This is a genomic window from Kitasatospora sp. NPDC023176 (assembly GCF_055560495.1).
The window spans coordinates 24,833-45,888 of record NZ_JBVHIP010000051.1; the positions used below are offsets into that span (position 1 = coordinate 24,833).

A 21,056-nucleotide genomic window follows, 5' to 3' on the forward strand; every position below is an offset into this window, starting at 1 on the left:
TTCGGAGATCGGGGTGCCGGTCCTGATGGTCGAGGTCGACCGTTCCACCATGGCGCCGCAGCGGGTCGCCGTGAAGTTCACCGCCTACCGCGAGCTGTTCCGAACCAGGGTGAAGAGCACCGACCCCGCGCTGGCCGAGCAGGACCCGGCCGACCGCACGGTGCATTGGTGGCGCCGTGCCTGGCCCGGCCACACCCGGGCCGGCTACCCGCCCGTCGCCCTGGTCGTCACCGGCGCCGGACCCGTCGCCCCTGGCAGGCCGCCAGGAGGCCGTGGCGGACCTGTCGGCCGAGTGCTGGCGCGGGCAGTGGTGGACCGTCCCGCAGGACGACAACGACGGCGACGGCTGGCGCGAGTACGACGACGCCGTGCCCATCCTCGCGACCACGCTGGAACTGCTGGCCGAGCACGGCCCCCTCGGCCCCGTCTGGTGGCGCTACGGCCGCCCCGGCCGGCACTCCCTGCTCGACGCGCTGGAGAACCCGAACAACCGCGCCGCCTACGACCAGCGCCAGAAGGCCCGGGAGAAGAAGGCCCGCCAGGACCACCGAGAGTGGATGCGCACCCTCGCCTGCGCCGACTGCGGCGACGTCCCCAAGCAGGAGAGCACCTGGCACTACGGCCCCGACGGACGACAGGTGGAGTGGACCCGCCAACCCGGCGGCCGCTGCTGGACCTGCCACCAGGAACACACCGAGCGCCTGGAACGGGAGGCCCAGGAACGGCTGGAGACAGCCCGCACGGCCAACGCCGCGCTGCGCCCGTGCTGGACGTGCCGGGGCTCGATCGGCGGGAAGGAGGGCTCGAAGCTGGAGCTGCGGGAGACGGCCGGCCCGGACCGGCTGGAGTGCCCACAGTGCGAACAGGACCGCGCCGTCAAGGACTTGGGCCCGCTGGTGCTGCCCGCCTTGACCAAACGCGAGCAGATGGCCGCACTGGTCTCCACCCCGGATGACCCCTGGTGGGAAGACCGGCTACTGCACGCAAAGCTCTACCCGGCGAGGGACCGTCGGGTGTGACCTGTTGTTGGTTGTGGTGGGGGTGGAATGGCTCTGGATGGCGGGTTGTCCGGACCTTTGGTCGTGCCTGTTAGTGGTGCGGGTCGTGGTTGTGGTCCGGGCTTGGTGACTGTGTGTGGTGACTGTGTGTGGTGACGGGGTGGGGTTGGGGGGTGGTGTGGGTTGTTTTTGGGGTGAATTCCGCTGGTTATTCCGTGTGATTGTTTTGGTGGATTGGCTTCCGGGCGGTGGTGTGGATTCGGGTTGGGATTGCGGTGGTGTGGTGGTGGCGGGGGCCTGAGGACGGCTCGTCAGCACCGGCCCCACCCGCTACGCCGACGCCTTGGCCGCCGTCGTGGTTGGCCGCCAGGCCGCCCGGCCGCTGCGCCCGTGCCCGCCCTGGCCGTCCGGTGGCGCGCCCCCTGGCCGGGCGGCCGCCCCGGCGGCCAGCAGCCCGAGTAGCGGCCACACCCCGACCGGGGAGTACACCGTGCTCGCCCCCGCTGCCTCGGCCGTCTCGGCCCACCTCCCGCCCAGCGCGTTCACGGCCCCGACCACTGCTCTGCTGCTCCTCTGCTCATCCCGCCCCCCAGCTCTGCCTGTCCCGAGTGCGCCGAGCCTACGGCCCTCGGCCGCTGCTCCGGCACTGCTTTTCCGCCGGGAGGCGGGCCCCCGGGCTACTTCTTGGGCAGCGCCACCAGGGCGTTGGGGAGGTGCCGCTCGTAAGGGGCGTTCTGGTCTGGGGTGCCCCAGCCGTTCATGGGGTTGTTGTAGAGGACCCCGTTGATGAACATCGCGGTGTCACCGCCGCAGCCCATCGACAGGGCCTCCTGCGCACCCAGGGCCTTCATCAGCTGGGCCGTCTCCAGGATGGACATCCCGATGCTGGTGTCCGCGTCGCGGCCGTCCACGGTGACCAGCATGAGCTTGTGCTTGCCCGTCTGCGGGTCCGGGGCCGTGACGCCGACCATCGTCCGGGGGTGGCGCTCGGCCGACTCGTTGTTGATGAAGCCGGGCAGGTTGTAGCCCCGCTCGTCCGCACCGAGGATGCCGTCCGCCTTCATGCTGAGGTAGACCCCTTCCTTGTCGAGCAAGGACGGTCCGCAACCGCCGGCGAGGACGCCCAGGTTGGCGTTGGTGATGGATTTCCCGGTCGGGGTGTCGGTGATGTCGGCGGAGGGCGAGAGTACGGTGCCGCGCTGCGCGTACTTCTTCAGCCAGGTCGCGCTGGCGCCGAGGCCCTGGAGCACGATCTGCCCCGGGGGGATGACGTCACCGGACGCATGGATGCCCTGGACCACCCAGTTGGCGTCCAGCAGGAGCTCGAAGGCGTCCGCGTTCAGCTTCGGGTCGACGGTCGGCGTCGTTGGGCCCCACTCCGACCGGAAGGCCGTGAGGTCGTTCTTGTCCTGACAGTCTCCGTAACGCATAACCGGGGCGTACTCGTCCGGCCCGTCGCCCTGGTACCCGCAGCCGACGATGTGGCCGGCCGGCCGGTCGACGCCGAGGATCGTGCGCGGGTCGGGCTGGTGGGTGGCAGGGTCGGTCGCGGTCACCTTGATCCGGGTGGAGACCTGACCGATCCGGACGTCGGTGATCGCGCCGTTCGGGTCCGCCGGGTCCCTGCCGTTCAGGATGAGGGCGCTGCGGCCGTTGTTGGCCTCGCTGAAGATGCCGTCGTTCCGCACCTGGACCCCTTGGACGTCACCGGTGTAACCGGCGTCAGCCGCGTCCTTGGCCACCACGCCTGGCTCCCTGCCGACCGGCACGCCCTCGGACGCATTGATCGCGACCGTGGCCCCGGTCACGCCGACCATGTCCCGTAGCTTGTCCGGGTTGGATATCGTCCCGCCGAAGGTGCTCTGGAGGTCATACTTGGCCGGGTCGACGGTGACCACGCGGATCGACCACGGACCGGTCGTTGGGGCGCCGTTGACGGCGTCGTAGATCACCTCGGCCGTCCAGGAAGCTGGCTTGCCGGTGACCTCGTCGATGTGCTGAGTGCCGTCGGCGTTGTGAACGAAGCCCAGCGTGTCGGCCGGGTAGTCCACATGGGCTGCGGCGTCCTTCTTGGCCGCGTCGGCCTCGGCCGTCTTCTTGGCCGCGTCGGCCTCGTCCTTCGTGTTGTAAGTCCCGAGCCGGAGGGCCCAGGCCACACCTTGGCCGGCGAAAGTGACGTCGGCCCTGGTGCCGCCGGCCGGTGCGTCGATCTCGTCGATGTGGGTCGGGTCCTTCAGCCCGGACAGGTCCTTGCCGAACTGCGTCTGCATGCTCTGCGCGTCCGTCAGTTGTCCCCGCTCGCCCGGGGTCGACCCGGCGAACAGCGCGAGCGTCCAGTGGTCGCCCTTCGCTGTGCCGAACGGCGCCTGCGAGCGGAAGCCCTGGGTGTACGTCTGGTAGGTGATGCCGTCGGCGATGGTCTGCGGGGCCGACCCGACGGTCCGGGTCCTCGGGCCTCCCGTGGCGTACTGGCCGATGGGTATCTGGACGTCCGAGGCGCTGGCCACGGCGGAGCTGGACGGTGCTGCTACGGGCACCAGGCCGAGCGCCAGGACGGCGGGCAGCAGGGGACGGATCTTGCGCATCTCGACTCTTCCCGATCTGAGCGGCAGCGGGCGGGTCTGCCCGGGCCACAGTGTTCGTCCAAGATCTTCTCATCGCTCTGACACGTACTCACCGCCTTTTGATCACTCCTCGCTGAAGTCGCCGCTACGGCGATCCGGCCGGCCGCCCGCGGCCCCCTCGGCCCCGTCTGGTGGCGCTACGGCCGCCCCGGCCGGAGTCGCGGCCCGGTGCGCGGTTCTGCTCGACGGCGTGTCGTGCCAGGCAGTGGCGGGTGGACCAGCGGCTGCGGAAGCGGGTGGCGGCAGAGCTGAGCGGGGCCGGGCGAGTGGAGTGCCCGGAGTGTGACGCGTGGTGGGCGGCCGGGGTGGACCGGCGTTCGAACGCCCGGTACTGCTCGCGGCGGTGCGTGATGAGGGCCTGGAGGGCCCGGAACGAACCGTTCGCTCAACGGTCACAGTGACCGTTGAGCGAACGCCGAGACGGTCGCGATTCGTTCAACTTCGTTCATTCGCAAGCTAGTTGTTGTAATCACCACATTCCGGGCCGGACTCTGCTGCGCGGAAGCGGACCGGTCCCGTCGCGGCCAACTGCCGTGCCCGGTAGGCGAGTTGGTGGTGAGATTCCACATGGCTCAGGAGACCGAGAAGGTCGGAAGTGTTAGCGTCAGCCGCTACGAGGAGATCGTGGCCAGGCTGCGCGAGGTGGTGGAGAGCCAGACCAGGGGCCAGTTCGTGATCGGCGACTACGCGCTGGAGATCGAGCCGATGCGGGAGGTGGGCGGCTCGGCGCCGGCGAATGAGATGTTCTCGGTGAAGGGTTCGCTGGTCCGGCTGGCGGAGGACATCGGCCTGTCCTACGCGTCGATCAAGGACACCCGGTGGACGGCCTCACGCTGGCCGAAGGAGCGCCAGCAGCGAAAGTGTCGTTCACGGTCCACCGCATCCTGGCGGGCATAGCCGATGAGAACGAGCGGTTCGCCGCGATCCTCACGCCGCCGGAGGGCAAGTCCCGCTGGACGGCGGACGGCGCGAACCGGCGGGTCGGCCGGCAGGTCGACGTCCCGGTGACCCCGCAGGAGAAGGTCAGCGCGATCCACACCCTCGCCCAGGACGAGGAAGTCGCCGCCACCGTGACGGGCGATCTCCTGCGGCGCCCGACCGTGGTCGCGCAGGTCAAGCCGGAGGACAAGGTCCGGGTGGTGGAGGAACTGACCCGCGACGACGACGTCGCCGCCGCGGTCGCTCCCAAGTTCCTGCACCGGCCGGCGGTGGTCGCCCGGGTCACGCCGGGGGAGAAGGTGAAGGTCGTCGAGGAGCTGACCCGCGACGACCACGTGGCGGCGGAGGTGACCACCGGCCTGCTGCGGCGTCCGGACGTCGCGGCCCGGGAGATGGCCGACGACACCGCCCGCCACCAGGTCAACCACGCCCAGGTCGAGCGGGGCCGCCAGGCCCGCGAGCACTTCGAGGAGAACAGCCCGCTCGCGCCGGCGGTCCGCAACATCGACCGGACGGTGGAGTTCCTGGACCTGGTGACCGCCTGCCACGCGTTCGTCGCCGCGGCCGGCCGGGTCGTTCCGAGCCTGCGCGACCGCGAGCTCGGCGACGACGAGCGCGTGATCGTCCACGAGAACGTCGCCCGGGTGCGGGCGACGCTCGACTGGATCGAGACCGCGGTCGACACCGGGAAGGTCGACATGGACGGCGAGCTGGCCCGCCTGCTCCAGGGTGAGTAGGCGATGCCTCGCGCCTCCGAGCGCAGGTCGGCGGCGGCCGAGCGGCACGCCGACACCGTCCGCAAGGTCCTCTTCGAGGCCCGCCCCGCCGGGCTGGCCTTCGACCAGCTCACCCGGGCCTCGGCGCTCAGCAAGAGCCAGGTCAGAGCGGGGCTTGCCTGCCTGCGCGACATCATCGCCGAGCGGAACTGGCCGCCGCTGATCTGGAGCCGGGCGGACGGCTACAAGTTCTGCTCCGACCCCGTCGAGCTCCAGGCATACGAGGTCGCGGTGATCCGCGAGAAGCTCACCGAGATCCGCCGGTTCATCACCGGCGTCGTCGCCCCGCACGCCGTCCTGCAGCCCAAGGGCCGCTGGATCAAGCACCTGAACACCCAGCTCAGCTCGGTGGAGTCCACGCTCGACGTGATCGCCGACTACATCGACGCCTGACCGACCCCGGGCCCGGCCGCCGGAGGCGGCCGGGCCCGCCAACTGCCTGCCCTGAGATACGAAGGGGGAGTTCGTGACGCGCCGCCGCTGCTACCCCTCGGACACCTTCGACGACGAGTGGGCGCTCATCGAGCCGCTACTGCCGACACCGGCCTGCGAGACGAAGGCCGGCGGGCGCCCGGAGAAGCATCCGCGCCGGGAGATCGTGGATGCGATCCGCTACATCGTGGACACGGGCTGCAAGTGGCGCGCGCTGCCGAAGGACTTCCCTCCCTGGCGGACCGTCTTCGGGTTCATGGCCCGCTGGGCGGCGGCCGGGGTGATCGGCCAGCTCCGCGCCCGGGTCCGCCGCGACATGGGCCGGGCCCCCGGCGCGGTCGCCACCGTCATCGACTCCCAGTCGGTGAAGGCCGCTGAGACGGTCGGCCGCGACTCGCGCGGCTACGACGCGGCGAAAAAGATCAACGGCAGGAAGCGGCACCTGGTGGTGGACACCAAGGGCCTGCCGCTGTTCGTCATGGTCACCCCCGCCGACATGACCGACCGCGACGCGGCGAAGGAGGTGTTGTTCCGACTGCGGCTGATGCACTCGGAAATCACGATCGTCTGGGCCGCCTCCGCCTACGCCGGGCAGTTGGTCGGCTGGGCGAAGAAGTACCTGAACCTCACGGTCAAGACGGTCAGCCGGCCTAAGTGGTCGGCTCCGCAGGTCCTTCGAGGGTTGACGTAGAGACAGGGCTTGTGCTGGGTGCCGGTTAGAGGTCGGTGGTGGTGAGGTAGAGCTCGCAGGCGCAGTCGAGGGCCCCTCGGTGCGCGGGGCTGCCGACCCGGGCTTAAGCCGCTGGTCGCGCCTGGTGTTCCCGCGAACGCGGACCTGACCCCCGATCAGCCCCGCGCGTGCTCCACGAGCGGCAGCACCGTGCGCGGGTCACCGCCCGCGAACCACACCCCGATCACGAACGCGGCGGTGGCTTCCACGTAGCCGGCCCGGTCCAGGCCGCCCGCGTCCAGCGGGATCGCGCCCAAGTCCGTCACCAGCGCGCGTACCAGGTCCAGGGCGCCGGCGTCTTCCCCGCACAGCGGTACCGCCAGGCCGTCCGGGTACCGGGCCCACACCTCGGCGGCACACACGTTGAACGCCTTGACCACGTGCGCGCCTGGCGCCGCGTCCGCGATCCGGCGGGCCGCGGACGGGCCGCCATCGGTGGTGAGCATGAGCCCGCCCGGCCCTGGCACGATCGGGTTCGAGCAGTCGATCACGGCCCGCCCCGCGAGCGCGTCGGCCAGCGACGCGACCACGTCGAGCATCGCGGTGTGCGGAAGCGCGGCGAGCACCGCGTCCCCGTGTGCGGCGGCCTCGGCGAAAGTGCCCGCGCGGGCCCCGATCCGGGCCGCGAGATCCGTCGCCCTGTCCGCGTCGCGCGCTCCGACCACAATGTCGTGCCCGGCCTTCGCCCAGCCCGTACCGAGGGCCTCGGCCATGGCGCCCGCACCCATAATTCCGATCCGCACATCGATCCCCTTTGCTTGACCTGCCGGTTCGTTCGAGTGAATCTAGACCGGCCGAAAGGAACCGTTCGGTTCCCGCCGGGGAACCATAATCGGGGGAGTGATGGGGCACAACGGCGAGTATCTGGCGGACTGTCGGGCGCGTGTGGGCTTCGACCTGTTGACCAATCGGTGGAACAGCGTGGTCGTGTTCGCGCTCGTGGACGGCCCGATGCGGCCCGGGCGACTGCGCGCGGCCATCGGCGGGATCAGCGCCAAGGTACTCAACGAGACGCTGCGCCGCCTGGAGTACGACGGGCTCGTCACGCGGCGGGCCTACCCGGAGGCGCCCCCGCGCGTCGAGTACGAACTGACCGACCTGGGCCACAGCTTCATGGTTCCGATCCGCGCGATGGGCGTGTGGTCGGCGGAACACGGCCATCGCGTCCTGGAGGCCCAGGACCGCGCCGACGAGGCGTCAGCCACGGGGTAGGCGGGTCTGGGCATGGCGGCCATCCTGCCGGATCGTCCCGGCCCGGATGCGGCAGGCTGCGACCCGTCGTGATCCACTTCTCCCGATCGGCCCGCCTGCCATGCCCGTTGCCCCGGCCCGCCCGATATTCCCGACCGCCGCCGAGCGCGAGCGATTGAAGAAGATGGCCTACGGTCACAAGACCCCGTACCAGCTCCGGCGACGGGCAGAGGTGGTGCTGCACGCGGCCCGCGGACGCTCCAATGCGCGCATCGCCCGCGAGACGGGCCTCCACCTGGACACGGTTCGTGCCTGGCGCGGCCGGTTCGCCGACGGTGGGCTGCCAGCCCTGGCCGATCGCAAGCGCTCAGGGCGCCCCGCCCGTTTCACCCCCGTGCAGGGCACCGAGGCCAAGGCGCTGGCCTGCCAGTTACCCGCCGAGACCGGCGTGCCGCTGTCGCGCTGGTCCTGCCGGGAGCTGGCTGCCGAACTGACCGCGCGCGGGATCACCGACAGCGTCTCCGCCTCCACGGTGCGCCGCTGGCTGCGCGAGGACGCGCTTAAGCCCTGGCAGTACCGGTCCTGGATCTTCATCCGAGACCCGGACTTCCGCGCCAAGGCCCAGCGTGTCCTGGACCTCTATGCCCGCACGTTCGAGGGCGTCCCGCTGGGCGAGGACGAGTTTGTGATCTCCAGCGACGAGAAGACCTCCGTCCAGGCCCGCTGCCGCTGCCATCCGACCTTGGCCCCGGGCCGGGCCCGGGCGATGCGCGTCAACCACGAGTACGGCCGCGGCGGAGCCCTGGCCTACCTCGCCGCCTACGACGTCCACCAGGCGAAGGTCTCCGGCCGCTGCGAGCCCACCACTGGCATCGTGCCGTTCATGAACCTGGTCACCCAGGTCATGACGCAGGAGCCCTACGCCGGCGCGAAACGCGTCTTCTGGATCGTCGACAACGGCTCCTCGCATCGCGGGAAGCGGGCCATCGACCGTCTGACCAAGGCGTTTCCGAACGCGGTCATGGTCCACACCCCCGTCCACGCCTCCTGGACGAACCAGATCGAGATCTTCTTCTCCATCGTCCAACGCAAGGTCGTCCAACCCAACGACTTCACAGACCTCGTCGAGGTCCGGGACCGGCTCCGAGCATTCGAAGACCGCTACAACGCCATGGCACAACCGTTCCAGTGGAAGTTCACCACCACCGACCTGGACGATCTGCTGGCCCGGCTCGACCAGCACACACTCACCGACCGACAAGAAGAATCCTCCAACGCACGGGCCGCTTGATCAACCCCCGAAGGACTTCGAAACTCGACCACTAAGGACGCGAAGGGGTTCGTGGTCCTGCCCCGCCGCTGGGTCGTCGAGCGAAGTCACGCCTGGGCGATGCACGCGCGTCGGCACGCCCGGGACTACGAGCGCCTCGTCCAGCACTCCGAGTCGCTGATCACCTGGGCCGCGATCACCTTGATGACCAGGCGCATCACCCAGCGGCAGTCCAAGCGGTCGGGACAGCCTGCCTCCCGCGAGGCCCAGCGGGACTGATCGTTCTCACGGTCACCGCCACCACCCTGGCCCGATCCCGCCCGGGGCGCCGTCCGGCAGTCACTCTCCCACGGCCGCCGACTACCCGTCAGCTTTCAGGCTGCTGTGCCCAGAACAGGATATGGCCGCCATCGCCCTCGGGGACGAACTCCTCGCGCGACACCTCCAAGCCGGCTTGCAACAGCCAGGACCGGTTCGTGTCCGCGTCCGCGTGACTCCACCACATCGCGGCTCCGCCTCCAAGCCAGTTCTCGTCGGTCCCGGTCCAGGCCCGATACCCGGTGGTGACCAGGAACCAGCCTCCCGGCCGCAGCCACGATGCGATCCGTTTCAGCAGGGCCGGCTGTTCTTCGACAGGAATGTGGATCAGCGCGTACAGGCAGATCACAGCGTCGAAGGTTCCCGACGGGAACGCCAGGGTCGTGGCGTCCGCTCGAATGAACTCGGCCTCCGGCACCAGTTCCCGAGCCCGCTGGACCTGGACGTCGCTGATGTCGACGCCAGTGACACGGTGCCCCGCTGCGGCGAGCGACCGGACCACGGGGACTCCGGTCCCGCACCCTACGTCCAGCACGGTGCCCGCCTCCGGGAGACGCCCGAGCAGCTCTTCGATCCACGATCCGTACTTCGTCTCGCTGTTGAACACTCGCTCGTAGTGCACGGACAGCAGGTCGTACCCACGCCGGACCAAGTCCTTCGGATCTCCAACATCCACAACGGCGCACCGTACCGGTCAATGACTGGTGGAGCGACACCTTTTCCGGCTGCCTCTGGCGGCTATCACCGGCCCAACAGATCATCGGGCTGGCTCGCCAGCCGACCCTGACCCCGGCGTTCGATTTTTGACCTGGGCAAATGCCACTGGGAGCTTTAGGAACAGGTACTCAGCTTGTGCTTTAACCAACGGTCGCATCGCAGCCTGCCCCGGGCGGTTCGGCCCCATCCGCCGAAGGTAGGTTGGCTTCTGTCGGCGGTGGCTGATTGACGTAGTGGCGTGAAGGGGGCTGGTGTGACGCACGAGATGGACATCCAGGTTGGGGCCGATGTGCGGATTACCGGTGGGCCGTTCACGGACTTCACGAGCCCTGTCGTGGCTGTTGACCATGTTCGGGGCCGTGTCGAGTTGACGGTGGACATTTTCGGCGACGCGACCAGGATAGATATCCCGTTGTCGGATGTCGTCAGGGTTGTCTGATCTTGTCCCTCACGGTCTGATCCGGTCGCGTTCGCTAATGCTCTCCGGGCGGCGGACGGTTTTGCCCACGTCATAGCGGGTGGCCGGTCGCTGGTTCTTCGACCCGAGTGGCCTACCGGGGCCTGGCCGTGAGGGTTTCGGCGCACGGGCCGGGCAGTGCAAGGCCGGGCGGAGGTTTCTGAACCCCCGGCGGACCCGGGCCGGGGTGAGCCTGTTCGGTTCCATCGGTCGCTCCCAGGGCCGGCGGACGTCCTCGGCGAGCGGACGGGCAAGCCGTAGCTGGGTATGCGCGACGATGATCAACCACGTCCACCGGTCCGCCGCTGCCGGGGTGCGGAGCTTCGGCCGGGTCCAGCCGAGGGTCTGCTTGATCATGCGGAACGTGTGCTCCAGGTCGAAGCGCCGCAGGAACGCCTGCCAGCGCAGATCGATGTCAGCGCCCGTCAGGCCGGTGGCGGAGGACCACAGCCACAGCGGCAGCGGGTCGCCGCCGCCGGTCAGGCGGTCCACCTCGAGACGGATCAATGTCCCTTCGATGATGGGGAGTTCACCGTCGTGGTCGATCCAGGCGGAGCGGGTGGTGAGCCGGGGGTGGAGACGGTCCCAGGCCATCGCCCGGGCTGTTCCGTAGCGGTCGGTGACCTGGACGGTCGCCGTGTGCGGCTCGCCCCAGGTCTCGGGCTTGGCGAAGCGGAACTCCTTGCCGTGCTTGGGAGGCCGCCCGCCCCGGGGATAGGCCCGGGAGTACTCCAGCTGGGTGGGTGTCGGCCGGCGCATGACGCGGTCCGAGCGCATCCGTCCCAGGACCTCGACGGGCAGCCCGTCGAGGAGGTAGGCCATGCGCGGGGCGTCGTAGCCGGCGTCGAAGACGACCAGGATGTCCGGATCGCCTTTGTGCCAACGGCCGGCGGTAATCAGGTCCTCGACGACACGGCGGACCTGGACGGCGGTGACCTCGGCGACGTCGTCCTCGGGGCCGAGCCGCACGGCGTCCAGCAACTGGCACCAGGACGTGCGGCCCGCCTCCAGTGCGGCGACGAACGAGTACGGCCAGCCGGGGATCATCAGGTGCTGGTCGCGGCCGAAGGTATGGCAGAACAGCCTGTCCGCGCTGCATTCGGCGTCCGGCCGCAACCAGTTGCTCACGTCCACGGCCAGGACCAGCCGGTCATCGGCGGCCTTCGGCTGGGACAGCGCGGCCAGCGTCCGCCGCAGCCGCCGGCGACGTCACCGGCCCGTCCGCACACAACAGCGCGTCGGCCAGCTCGAACAACACGTCGCGCCGACCGGTCAGACATGCGTAGAAGTCACCCCGGAAGCGTGACGCCTCCGCAAACGCCTCCCCGCAGACAGCATCAGGCAGCAGACTCACCCTCACGGCCTTCGTCGAGATCACGTGCACCTTGGTCGGAGCACAGGATCAGACGAAGGCCGCCCTCACGTCCGGCGAATCCCCATCCGGGTGATCACGTTCGAGCCGACATTCGAGCCTGATGGATAAAGCACAAGCTCAGGGGTTCCGCAGGCCGTTGGCCACCCGGAGGAGCTCGGAGGTCGAGAGCGCCGCGTGGCGCGGGTCGATGCTCACCACGGTGAAGGTGCTGACGCCGTCGGACCAGGTGAGGGCGCGTTCGGAATCCGTGTCGCACACGAGGGATGCGCTGTGGCCGTTGACGGACATCGGTGGACCGGCATGGGTGCCCGGTGCCGGGTCGTGGGTGCCGGCTGCGGGGAGGTTTTGGGTGATGCTCAGCGCGGGTTTGCCGACGGTCGCGTAGTAGCGGGTCCAGGAGGGCATGGTGTCGCTGCGGTTGTACGGATTGGGAGTCCAGGGTCCGGCCACAGAGCCGAAGACCTGTGGGACGTCCGATATCGCGGTGAAGCCCGGGGGGAGGTAGCCGATGTCGGCGAGCCGGGCGGCGGGGAACGGGACGAAGGGCTTTCCCGTGTTGGCCTCCGACAGCTCTCTGGTCCCCAGAGGGGCGTGGAGTGTGAGTCTGACCAGACGGCCGGCTGAGGGGCACTCGTGGGTCTGGTCCACGGTGCGCCCAGTCTTCAGATCCGCGGCGACCGTCTGCGGCGTCTCGCGCGCAAACAGCCGCGGTTCGGCCTCCTGACACGGTGCCCACATGACCGGTGTTGTGAGGGTGCGGCCGTCGGCGCTGAGGAGCACCTGGCTGAACAGCCCCGCGTCAGCTCTGGGTTCGCGGTCCGCATAGCGCACCACTGCGGACAGAGCAGCCAGGGCGACGACGGCGCCAACGACGAGGAGGGCCTTGCGGCGCCCCGGTGATGGCATTCGACCACTCCACGTTCGACGGCACGGCCTGTCCTGTTCGACCCGATGTCACCACAGTTCCAGCGCTTTCGCGGTGGCCCGCCCTCCGGCGAGCGACCGTGACACTGTTGGGCATTGGGCGCGTCGGATGATAGTACAAACGTCCCCGTGGAGCGCCCGGCGCAGGTGTGCCGGGGCGGGGGGAAGACGTTCGGTGGTCGGGGCGGGTGCTGGCCTGCCAGGTGTCGGCTGCTCCGGTGCCCGGCACGCGATGGCGGTCAACGAGACGATCGCCGCGTTCGTCCTGGGCGGTACCGCGTCTGGGGCCGCGACAACGATCCGGCCCTGGCCGACCGGGAGCTGCTCGAGCCGCTCCGCATGGTGCACTGGTGGCGCCGTTCCTGGCCCGGCCCCCATACCCGGCCCGGGTACCCGCCGGTCGCGCTGGTGGTCACCGGGGCTGGACCGGTCGCGCTGGCCAACCGGCAGCAGGTCGTTGCGGACCTGTCCGTCGACTGCTGGCGCGGCCGGTGGTGCAGGGGGGTCCGCGACGACAACGACGACGGCTGGCGCGAGTACGACGACGCCGTGCCCATCATCGCGACCACGCTGGAGCTGCTGGCTGCCTGCGGGCCGCTCGGGCCGGTGTGGTGGCGCTTCGGCCGCTCGGGCCGGTACTCCCTCATCGAGGCGCTGGAGAACCCGGACAACCGGGCCGCCTACGACCTGCGCCAGGCCGCCCGCGAGGACGAGGAGGACAAGGCCCGCCAGGAGCTGATGGACTTCCTGGTCTGCATCGACTGCGGGGAGGTTCCCGAGGAGGAGAGCACCTGGGAGTACGGCCCCGGGGGACGGGTCGGGTGGACCCGCCGCGCGGGTGGCCGCTGTTGGCCCTGTCACCAGGACCGCGAGGAGCGCCTGGAACGGGAGGCCGAAGAACAGTTGGAGGCTGCCCGCACGGCCAACGCCGTGCTGCGCCGGTGCTGGAGGTGCCGGGGCTCGATCGGGGGGAAGGAGGGCTCGGAGCTGGAGCGGCGGGGGAAGGCCGGCCGGACCGGTTGGAGTGCCCGGGGTGCGTGCGGGACCGTGCCGCACGGGCGTTGGGCCCGCTGGTGCTGCCGGTCCCGGCCAAGCGTGGGTTGGTGGCGGCGCTGGTCTCCGTTCCCGACGATCCGTGGTGGGAGGCGCGGGTACTCCACACGAAGCTCCACCCGGCCAAGGGCCGCTAAGTGTGACCTGTTGGCGCGCGGGGGCGTGGAATGGCGGGTTGTCGCATCCGGTGCCACTGATCAGTGGCGCATGCCTGACGGCGGGGCCGTCCATGAGGACGGCCCCGCCGTCAGGCGCAGGTTGGCTGGGTTACCAGTGGTCGTGGCGCTCGCAGCGCTCGTCGTGCTCGTGGCGCTTGATCGTGGTGGGGTCGGTGGCGGTGTGGCTGGCGGTGTCGCCGCCGCCGATGGCGGTGACGGTGTTCGTCACCTGGTCGCGGGCGCTGCAGGAGACGTCGACCTTCAGGGTGATGGGCGGGTAGCTGCTCCCGGCGGCAAGGACGTCGTTACGGGTGCAGGTGAGGTTGTTCAGGGTGCAGTTCCATCCCGTGCCACTGATGCTGTCGGCTCTGAGTCCGTCGGGGAGGGTGTCGTACACGGTGACCGTGGTGCCGTCGGTCGGGGCGGCCCCGGCGGCGTTGCCGGCGGTGATGGTGTAGGTGCCGTCCCGTCCCTGGGTGAAGTGCCTGGTGTGGGTCTTGGTGACGGTCAAGGACGGGAGGGTATAGGAGATGGTCACCTGGCCGTTGTGGTTCGCCGTTCCGATCGTCGACGGCGCGTAGGACGTGGGGATACCCGTGGGGGTGGCGAAGCTGCTGCCCCCACCGCCCCCGCCCCCACTTGCCGAGGTGCCGAGGTTGTTGACGGCGCCGCTGCCGCCGCCCCCGCCGGCGAAATACCCACCTCCACCGCCCCCACCGGCACCGGTGATGGTGAGGGCGCAGCCGCCGCCGATGCTGCCGCCGGTGCCGCCGGTGCCGACCGTGGCACCGGAGAACCCGCCTCCTGGCCCACCCTGCGTAGCGCCACAGGATGGAACGGTGCCGGCGGCCCCGCCGGCACCCCCGGTACTGGTGCTGCCGCCGCCCCCGCCCTGCCCCGGCGAAGCCCCAGGGCCGGTGGCACTTCCCGCGGTACCGCCGGTGGCATCCGCTGTTCCGCCGTTGCCCCCGTTCCCCCCCGCAGAGCCCGCTCCGGTGCCGCCGGCGGCACCGCCGCCCCCGGCGACCACCAGCAAGGGGCCGCCCGCGCTGACGCTGGAGGCCCCGCCCCCACCCGGACCTTCGTCCCGAAAACCACTGGCCGGGAAGCTCCCGCCCGGGGCGCCGCCGTTGAACCCGCCTGCGCCCCCCGTCCCGGTGCCGTTGCAACCTTTGCCGCCGGTGCCGCCGACGTTGATGGTGAAGGTCGTCGGGGCGGTGGTTTGCGGCAGGGTGGTCACGACCTGTGCGCCCGTCCCGCCCGTCCCCGTGACGGAACAGGCGGTGCCGGTGTTGTCGGCGCCGCCGGCGCCGTCCGCGGTGATCGTCACCACCGCCCCCGCCGGGACCGTCAAGGTCTGCGCAGCGCCGGTGAAGGTGAAGGTCTGCGACGGATCAGCCCGCTGCGCCCGCACTGGCATGGCCTCCACTGGCGCGGCGGCCACCGGTGGAGCCGTGGCCGCCAGCAGCGCCATACCGGACAGCAGCGCGCTCCCCACCGATACCGCCCCCACGCCGCGCTCCCCACGCCGTCCACCCGAGCCGACCGGATCGGACGCGACGACGGCACCAACCGGGGTCCTGTCGAACAAAGCCACGGGCCACTGACGGCTGACCCGGTACCACGGCAGATCGCCCTGTCCGCGAGTACGAGCACTCATCCGCGGGTTCACCTCTCCTCACAGCGAAGCGCCCTGCGCCCTCACGCTACAAGGCGCGGGCATGACAGGACGCCTGACAAAAAATACAGGACAAAACATCATTAAATGCCCTGATCCGATCACTTTGAGGTAGCGAGGCGATGAGATACCACGTGTGTCGCAGCGGGCCGTGCGGCTACGAGAAACCGGCATCGGCGTCGTCCCGGCCGTAGAGAGCGGGCGGTGACTCGGCCAAGGAGTGAGTAGGTCGTCTCTCTGGTGAACGGAGACACACGGAAGATCCCGGGAACCATGGCCCCAGCCTCGCGGAGAACAGCAGAACCCGAAGGCAGTTCCCTCCTTCCCGCGCCCAGCCTTCTGCTTTTACCGCCCTGTCACCAACAGCACGCGCCCAGATCCCCCGTACGGTGAACGCCGTGCTGCGCCCGTGCTGGACGTGCCGGGGCTCGATCGGCGGGAAGGAGGGCTCGAAGCTGGAGCTGCGGGAGAAGGCCCGCCCGGACCGGCTGAAGTGCCCGCAGTGCGAACAGGATCGCGCCGTCAAGGACTTGGGTCCGCTGATGCTGCCGGTCCCGACCAAGCGCGAGCTGGTGGCCGTGCTGGTCTCCACCCCGGATAACCCGTGGCGGGAGGCAGAGCTGCGACGCGACCTTCCCGGCGAGGGGCCGTCGGGTGTGACCTGTCGCCGGGTGGGTGGGTGTTTTTGAGTGTTTTGGGGGTTTGGGTGTTGTTGGTTGGACCAATTGTCGGGTGGTGCCGGGGTGTTGCGGTGGTGTGTGGCGGGGCTCGTTTCGGTTGCTGTACGTGCTCGCCGTGAGCATGTCATATGCGGGGGGGTGGGGTGTCGGGGGCGGGGAATTGCCGGTGTTTTTCCGGGGTTCTCCGGTGTGTTTCCGTGGTCGTGTTCCGACTGGTTTTCAGGCTGGTTTTCCGGGTGCTTTTGGGAGCGTGGTCTTCCCGGGTTTCTGCTGGTCTTTCGGGCGGGTTTTCCGGCGGGTTTTCCGGGGGTGGTGGGTGCGCGTCACGGGCAATGGGGTGTGACGCGCACCGGGGTGTCAGCCTGTCAGGGCGGTGGTGGGCGGCCTGTCATGGGGCCGCTGTTCGTTGTCCTGGCGTTGGCCGTCCTGGCGTTGCCCGGGCCCCCGGCCGCGCTCCGGCGTCCTGCCCGCTGTCCGCCCGGACGCCGTCCTCGCCGCCGAGCGGGCGGCCCGGACGCCGTCGTCCAGGCCGCTCGCCCGCCGTCCTCGCCGCCGAGCGGGCGGCCCGGCCGCCGTCGTCCAGGCCGCTCGCCCGCCGTCGTACCGAGGTCGCCGTCGTCCAGGCCGCCGGCCGCCGGGTGGGGGCCGTCCCTGGTGCAGTGCAGTGCAGCGCAGCGCTGCATCGCACCGGCCCCGTCCCGTCCGCGGTGCAGCGCTGCGCGGGTACCCGGGGTACCCGCTCCGTCGTCCTCGCCCCCGCCCGCCGTTCCGGCCGCTGTCGACGTCCTGCTGCGCCGGGCCGGTGCTGCCTGGTGTCGCTGCCGTTCGCCGGCCTTGGTGGGGATGGCTCGCGCGGGTCATCGAGCCGTCGTCCGGCCCGCCGTCCTCGCTGTCTCGGGGCCTGGTGGTGCCGTGCCGTGGAGGGGGTGTCCCAGCGGTGTCCCAGCCTGTCCGTTGTGTCCGTTTCGCTGGGACGGTCTCAGGCCGTCCTGCCTGGTGGGAGCGGTGAGCCGTCTGCTGTCCCAGCCCGGCCGGTGCGGGCGGCCCCGCTGCTGATGTCCTGTGACGGCAAAGTCGGACCGATTGCCACAGGGGTTGGACCGAGGGCCCTTTGTGCCAGTGAAGATGGACCGCCTCTGAGTGCTGTCGCAGACAGCCGATTCGCAGCGGTGTGGGCCGGTGAACGGGTGCGCCGGCCCCTTGCGTGGTGGCGGGGCCGGCGCTGGCCGTGGGGGGCGCGGTTGAGCTACGTGTACTGGAGGTCGATGACCTGGTAGAAGGCGTTGCCGGTGTCGGCGACCTCCCACACGGCGAGCAGGACCTGGTGGCCGGCGTTGCGCTGGGGCAGGCGGAGGGTGTGGGTGACGGGGTTGCCCGGGTTGAGCTGGTGCTCCCAGTAGGGCTGCTCGGTGAGCTGGACGTTGTGGAAGGGCTCAGCCTCGAACTGGGCGCGTGTCAGGGGCCGGCCGGGATTCCAGTCGCTCTTGGTGAGGAAGTAGTTGAAGCGGCGGGTCTTGTGCTCCGCGTGGAACCCCCAGGTGATCTCCAGGTTCTGGCCGGAGGTGACCTGGTGCTTCTTCCAGTCGGTGTCGACCGCGTCCAGGGATGTGGCGAAGTCCATACCGGCGCTGGCGATCTTCCCGTCCGCCGGCGGCTGGGCGTTGACCACGTCGTCCGGGGCGACGGGATCGGTCAGGCCCGCCTGAGTCGCGGGGAAGAATTTGCCGGCCTCCAGGCCGTTGGCCTGCCAGCCCTCCAGGTAGAGCTGGGCCCGGGAGGGGGGAGAGCTGACCGCTCCGTGCATGATGTCCATGAGACGATCCTCACGCTATGTGTGCAGATGTGCACTAAAAGTTACAGCCTCACCTCGGGTAAGCCGGTATCCGACCCGATCCACGAACTCGCGGCGCGGGCTGCCTCGGCTCTCGACACCAAGCACGAGATGCTCAGGCGCCTCAAGGCACCTACCGCGCTGGCCTGAGTCCGACCAGTCCATCTTCGGTGTCACGAACGGCTGTCGATCCAACTTCGGCGGCACGCCGTCCACCTTCGCTGTCACAGGTCAGCTGACCTCTGACAGGTGATCTTGACTGTTTGCCAGGCGAGTCTTACCGCCTGGTCCAACAAGCAGGTCCCAAGTCTCTTCGGACGTGAACCGGTTCCACCGGGGCTGGCAGTCGTGCGCGCACCGTAGCGTCTGCGCCCGATTACAGGCTTCCCTGTTCGAGCGACCCCACGTGAAGATGGTGTCCCCCAGGGGCGCGCGGCCGCGCGCCCCCGCCGCCGCTTGGAGGGATCCGTGCCCCAACCCGCGCGGCTGATCTGGGCCAACAACCTCGACAACCCAGCCGGCGTCACGCTCGCCGGGACCGGCCACTCCGAGCCCATCGACCTGACCGCTGCGGAGGCGGTCTTCCTCTCCGTCGTCGTCGGCGCGCCCCCGCAGGACTTTCTACAGCGGCACATCGAACACCCGCCCCATCTCATCGTCAGGCTCCAGGTGCGCGACGCCGGCGGCACCTGGCTCCCCATCGCATCTGTGGAAGCCCGCCTCCCGTATGGGCCGGAGCCCGGGTCCATCGCCCAGCCCAATGGTTATGTCTCCGTGGGACTCTCCCTTCCCACCTACGAGGGCTTCGGAAAGACCGTGCCGATCGTCCTGCCGCCCACCGCACGGATCCGCTGGGACGCCCACCGAGCGGAGCGGCCGCACACCTATCAGCCCGTGCCCTTCGGGCAGACCGTGATCTCCCTGTACGGACGCTGACCGCACCGTCAAACCTGCCCGCGCACCGCACGGACACCAGGGCCGCTGCAGAGAGCGCCACCCTTCCCTAGGTCGAGATCAAGCAGCAGGGGCCCGCACGCCGTCAAGATCACTTGGCAAATGGTCAAGATCACCTGTCAGAGGACAGCTGCCTCGCGCGAGTCATCAAGGTGACGCCCGTCCTCGCTGGCGTCCCGCTGCGTCGGGCCGCCGTCCGGTGCGGCGCCGCGCGCCGTTCTCGCCGCCGCCGACGTCCTCGGCGCGGCCTCGGCCGTCCGGTGCGGGGGTCGGCGGTCCGGGTCGCTTGGGTCGCTGCGCCTGGCCGACGTCCTCGCGGGATACCTCGCGCGTCGCATGGAGCCGGGACGGGTGGCCGTGCTCCGCGGTCGCCCGCCTCGGAGCCGTCCAGGGCGCCGTCCCGCCACCAGGGCGGTGGTGTGGGTGGCCGTCAGGCCGCCGTCCAGGAGCCGGCGAGCCGCCCCCGGGGGGCCTCGACGGGAGGCCGCACCTGGCCCTGCTCCGCCGGTGCTGCTCCACCTCGGCGCACCCGCGCCGCCGGATACGGTGCCCCCGTCGCGGACTTGGCCGGTACCTGCCCGGGGGTGCCGCAGGCGCCACCAGGACGACCTCGGCGCCGGGGCCGCCAGGCCCCACACCGAAAACCCACCACCCCTTCTTCCGGTGACGCCGCAGGCGACACCCACAACCCCTTTCGAGGGGCCGCCAGGCCCCGGCCCACCGCCAAAGACCAGCCCTCTTTCTGATCCCCTTTCCGAGCCGTCCTTTCGGTGTAGAGCACCAGGTGTTCCGGAGAGCACTGGATGGCCTTTATCGGCCGATAGGAGCGGGCGTCAAGTGAATTCCTGCTGCGACATCAAGGCGGGATTAAAGGTGGCTGGCAGGCGCGTTTCCTATCGGGTACCGGGTCGGGATTACCGACTGATTCCCGCGTGTCTGCCCGGCAACATTCGAAGCCCGCGATCAGGTGACAATCCCGTGCGCATCGAGGGCCCCCTGCTGCGCCCTGCCCGAGGGCTTTTTGACCGAGTGTGGTGTGACGGCTGGTGGGATGTCTTCGCGGCCTGCCCTCGGCCTGATTGCGGGAGGTGGCGAGGGGGCAGGGTCGGTGACAGCTCTTGCATCTTCGACGGGCCCGGTCCCGCCGCGCCCCGGTACGGGGCGCCAGGCCTCGGAGGGCTTGCCCGGGGAGCCCGTGCCGAGGGCGACGTCGGGGGCGACGGAGGGCCTGGCGGTGGAGGCCCCAGCAGGGTGATGAACGGCATTTGGGTTGCGATGTCCGGGCGTCACTTGTTTTCAGCGGTCGGTTTCGGCTTCGTGCTGGTCAGGGCTGGGCGTCGCTGAAGGGCGGTGTCGCCTTCACGCCGAAGGGGGGTGTCGTAGACCGGTGAAGCCGTGGGGACACCCGCCACCCCGCTGCGCCCGGCGCCGCAGCCGTCGGGTGTGCCTGCCCGTTGGCGCCGGCCGTGCTGCGCCGACGTCGCCGGGGCGCAGCCCCGGTGGCCCGTCAGGGCCCTCGCTCCCTGGGTAAGACGCTGCCGTCGGCATTTCGCGTCATATCGTCAACGGGTGCCGCTCTGGATATTGCCCTACCCGTCAGGGGAGGGGCTTCTACCGGAAATTCACGTCACATCGTCAACACCGGGGCCGCCCGCAGGGGGAGGGCCTATACCCGAATTTCGTGTCACATCGTCAACGCTGCCCACGGCGGGCCGCAGGCCCGTGCCAAACCACCGCGAAGTTGAGGCCCCGCCAGGGGGCCGCCACCCGCCCCCAATTCGCCGCAGGCGAATGGGCCTCAGCCACCCCCGCCCGGCGCAGCCGGGCCCCGAGGCGCAGCCTCGGGCCACCACCCACGGTGACGCCGCCAGGCGGCACCCCCGCACCTGGCGGTGCGTCAGCACCGCCGCATTTCCGCCAGGAAATGCCTAAGCCGTAGGCTTCCGCCCCC

The 21,056-nt window shown here is 70.3% G+C and carries 16 protein-coding genes and 3 pseudogenes; 11 read left to right on the top strand and 8 right to left on the bottom strand.

The genetic code is table 11. The features are described 5' to 3' along the window. Nucleotides 1-272: 272 nt before the first annotated feature. Complete coding sequence (locus ACZ3YL_RS38925) at nucleotides 273-1,019, top strand: hypothetical protein (RefSeq protein WP_465662302.1); 747 nt, start codon at nucleotides 273-275, stop codon at nucleotides 1,017-1,019. 309 nt (nucleotides 1,020-1,328) lie between these two features. On the opposite strand, the gene ACZ3YL_RS38930 is transcribed toward ACZ3YL_RS38925, so the two are convergent. Together ACZ3YL_RS38930 and ACZ3YL_RS38935 are read right to left on the bottom strand one after the other, a co-directional pair. After that, the gene (locus ACZ3YL_RS38930; protein ID WP_188309861.1) at nucleotides 1,329-1,556 is read right to left on the bottom strand and encodes a hypothetical protein; all 228 of its coding nucleotides are present in this window, start codon (nucleotides 1,554-1,556) and stop codon (nucleotides 1,329-1,331) included. A 119-nt stretch (nucleotides 1,557-1,675) separates the two neighbouring features. Beyond that, nucleotides 1,676-3,583, bottom strand: a complete 1,908-nt coding sequence (locus ACZ3YL_RS38935) for a phosphodiester glycosidase family protein (RefSeq protein ID WP_465662304.1) — start codon at nucleotides 3,581-3,583, stop codon at nucleotides 1,676-1,678. A gap of 606 nt (nucleotides 3,584-4,189) precedes the next feature. Here ACZ3YL_RS38935 and ACZ3YL_RS38940 point away from each other — a divergent pair. The 4 genes and pseudogenes from ACZ3YL_RS38940 to ACZ3YL_RS38955 all read left to right on the top strand — a co-directional run. Further along, nucleotides 4,190-4,519: a hypothetical protein gene (locus tag ACZ3YL_RS38940; protein WP_465662306.1), complete on the top strand. Its 330-nt coding sequence runs from the start codon at nucleotides 4,190-4,192 to the stop codon at nucleotides 4,517-4,519. Beyond that, nucleotides 4,483-5,298, top strand: a complete 816-nt coding sequence (locus ACZ3YL_RS38945; RefSeq protein ID WP_465662308.1) for a DUF6192 family protein — start codon at nucleotides 4,483-4,485, stop codon at nucleotides 5,296-5,298. The genes ACZ3YL_RS38940 and ACZ3YL_RS38945 overlap by 37 nt, the downstream gene beginning before the upstream one ends. A gap of 3 nt (nucleotides 5,299-5,301) precedes the next feature. After that, a complete protein-coding gene (locus ACZ3YL_RS38950; RefSeq protein WP_465662310.1) occupies nucleotides 5,302-5,730 on the top strand; it encodes a RacP protein in 429 nt (142 codons plus the stop codon). Nucleotides 5,731-5,803: 73 nt separating this feature from the next. Continuing rightward, nucleotides 5,804-6,445, top strand: a pseudogene (locus ACZ3YL_RS38955) (IS5 family transposase); the annotation flags it as partial. 170 nt (nucleotides 6,446-6,615) lie between these two features. Here ACZ3YL_RS38955 and ACZ3YL_RS38960 read toward each other — a convergent pair. Next, nucleotides 6,616-7,242, bottom strand: a complete 627-nt coding sequence (locus ACZ3YL_RS38960) for an NADPH-dependent F420 reductase (protein WP_465662312.1) — start codon at nucleotides 7,240-7,242, stop codon at nucleotides 6,616-6,618. A 100-nt stretch (nucleotides 7,243-7,342) separates the two neighbouring features. Here ACZ3YL_RS38960 and ACZ3YL_RS38965 point away from each other — a divergent pair, with 100 nt between their 5' ends. From ACZ3YL_RS38965 to ACZ3YL_RS38975, 3 genes and pseudogenes are all read left to right on the top strand, one after another. After that, nucleotides 7,343-7,711 carry a winged helix-turn-helix transcriptional regulator gene (locus ACZ3YL_RS38965; protein ID WP_465662326.1) on the top strand — a complete coding sequence of 123 codons (369 nt, stop codon included), beginning with the start codon at nucleotides 7,343-7,345 and terminating at the stop codon, nucleotides 7,709-7,711. Between the two features lie 46 nt (nucleotides 7,712-7,757). Beyond that, the gene (locus tag ACZ3YL_RS38970; protein WP_465662314.1) at nucleotides 7,758-8,981 is read left to right on the top strand and encodes an IS630 family transposase; all 1,224 of its coding nucleotides are present in this window, start codon (nucleotides 7,758-7,760) and stop codon (nucleotides 8,979-8,981) included. Between the two features lie 24 nt (nucleotides 8,982-9,005). Beyond that, nucleotides 9,006-9,239: pseudogene (locus tag ACZ3YL_RS38975) on the top strand (transposase); the annotation flags it as partial. Nucleotides 9,240-9,327: 88 nt separating this feature from the next. Here the strand turns inward: ACZ3YL_RS38975 and ACZ3YL_RS38980 are convergent. After that, nucleotides 9,328-9,954, bottom strand: a complete 627-nt coding sequence (locus ACZ3YL_RS38980; protein ID WP_188309940.1) for a class I SAM-dependent methyltransferase — start codon at nucleotides 9,952-9,954, stop codon at nucleotides 9,328-9,330. 294 nt (nucleotides 9,955-10,248) lie between these two features. Here ACZ3YL_RS38980 and ACZ3YL_RS38985 point away from each other — a divergent pair, with 294 nt between their 5' ends. Further along, nucleotides 10,249-10,434, top strand: coding sequence for a KOW domain-containing RNA-binding protein (locus ACZ3YL_RS38985; RefSeq protein WP_188309857.1), 186 nt, complete (start codon nucleotides 10,249-10,251; stop codon nucleotides 10,432-10,434). Nucleotides 10,435-10,443: 9 nt separating this feature from the next. Here the strand turns inward: ACZ3YL_RS38985 and ACZ3YL_RS38990 are convergent. The 3 genes and pseudogenes from ACZ3YL_RS38990 to ACZ3YL_RS39000 all read right to left on the bottom strand — a co-directional run bounded on the left by ACZ3YL_RS38990 (nucleotide 10,444) and on the right by ACZ3YL_RS39000 (nucleotide 15,634). Beyond that, nucleotides 10,444-11,806 (bottom strand): annotated as a pseudogene (locus ACZ3YL_RS38990) (NF041680 family putative transposase). A 138-nt stretch (nucleotides 11,807-11,944) separates the two neighbouring features. After that, entirely contained in the window at nucleotides 11,945-12,733 is a 789-nt protein-coding gene (locus ACZ3YL_RS38995; RefSeq protein WP_465662316.1) for a hypothetical protein, read from the bottom strand. Nucleotides 12,734-14,071: 1,338 nt separating this feature from the next. Then, entirely contained in the window at nucleotides 14,072-15,634 is a 1,563-nt protein-coding gene (locus ACZ3YL_RS39000) for a hypothetical protein (RefSeq protein WP_465662318.1), read from the bottom strand. A 395-nt stretch (nucleotides 15,635-16,029) separates the two neighbouring features. Between ACZ3YL_RS39000 and ACZ3YL_RS39005 the strand changes: the two genes are divergently transcribed. Beyond that, nucleotides 16,030-16,329, top strand: a complete 300-nt coding sequence (locus ACZ3YL_RS39005; protein WP_465662320.1) for a hypothetical protein — start codon at nucleotides 16,030-16,032, stop codon at nucleotides 16,327-16,329. Nucleotides 16,330-17,566: 1,237 nt separating this feature from the next. Here the strand turns inward: ACZ3YL_RS39005 and ACZ3YL_RS39010 are convergent. Beyond that, nucleotides 17,567-18,133, bottom strand: coding sequence for a lytic polysaccharide monooxygenase auxiliary activity family 9 protein (locus tag ACZ3YL_RS39010; RefSeq protein ID WP_465662322.1), 567 nt, complete (start codon nucleotides 18,131-18,133; stop codon nucleotides 17,567-17,569). Between the two features lie 486 nt (nucleotides 18,134-18,619). On the opposite strand from ACZ3YL_RS39010, the gene ACZ3YL_RS39015 reads away from it, so the two are divergent. After that, entirely contained in the window at nucleotides 18,620-19,087 is a 468-nt protein-coding gene (locus tag ACZ3YL_RS39015) for a hypothetical protein (RefSeq protein WP_465662324.1), read from the top strand. Nucleotides 19,088-21,056 lie beyond the last annotated feature (1,969 nt).

Coding starts and splice junctions, on each gene's coding strand:
- ACZ3YL_RS38935 (WP_465662304.1), bottom strand. CDS start 3,583: ATGCGCAAGATCCGTCCCCTGCTGCCCGCCGTCCTGGCGCTCGGCCTG.
- ACZ3YL_RS38940 (WP_465662306.1), top strand. CDS start 4,190: ATGGCTCAGGAGACCGAGAAGGTCGGAAGTGTTAGCGTCAGCCGCTAC.
- ACZ3YL_RS38950 (WP_465662310.1), top strand. CDS start 5,302: ATGCCTCGCGCCTCCGAGCGCAGGTCGGCGGCGGCCGAGCGGCACGCC.
- ACZ3YL_RS38965 (WP_465662326.1), top strand. CDS start 7,343: ATGGGGCACAACGGCGAGTATCTGGCGGACTGTCGGGCGCGTGTGGGC.
- ACZ3YL_RS38970 (WP_465662314.1), top strand. CDS start 7,758: ATGCGGCAGGCTGCGACCCGTCGTGATCCACTTCTCCCGATCGGCCCG.
- ACZ3YL_RS38995 (WP_465662316.1), bottom strand. CDS start 12,733: ATGCCATCACCGGGGCGCCGCAAGGCCCTCCTCGTCGTTGGCGCCGTC.
- ACZ3YL_RS39010 (WP_465662322.1), bottom strand. CDS start 18,133: ATGGACATCATGCACGGAGCGGTCAGCTCTCCCCCCTCCCGGGCCCAG.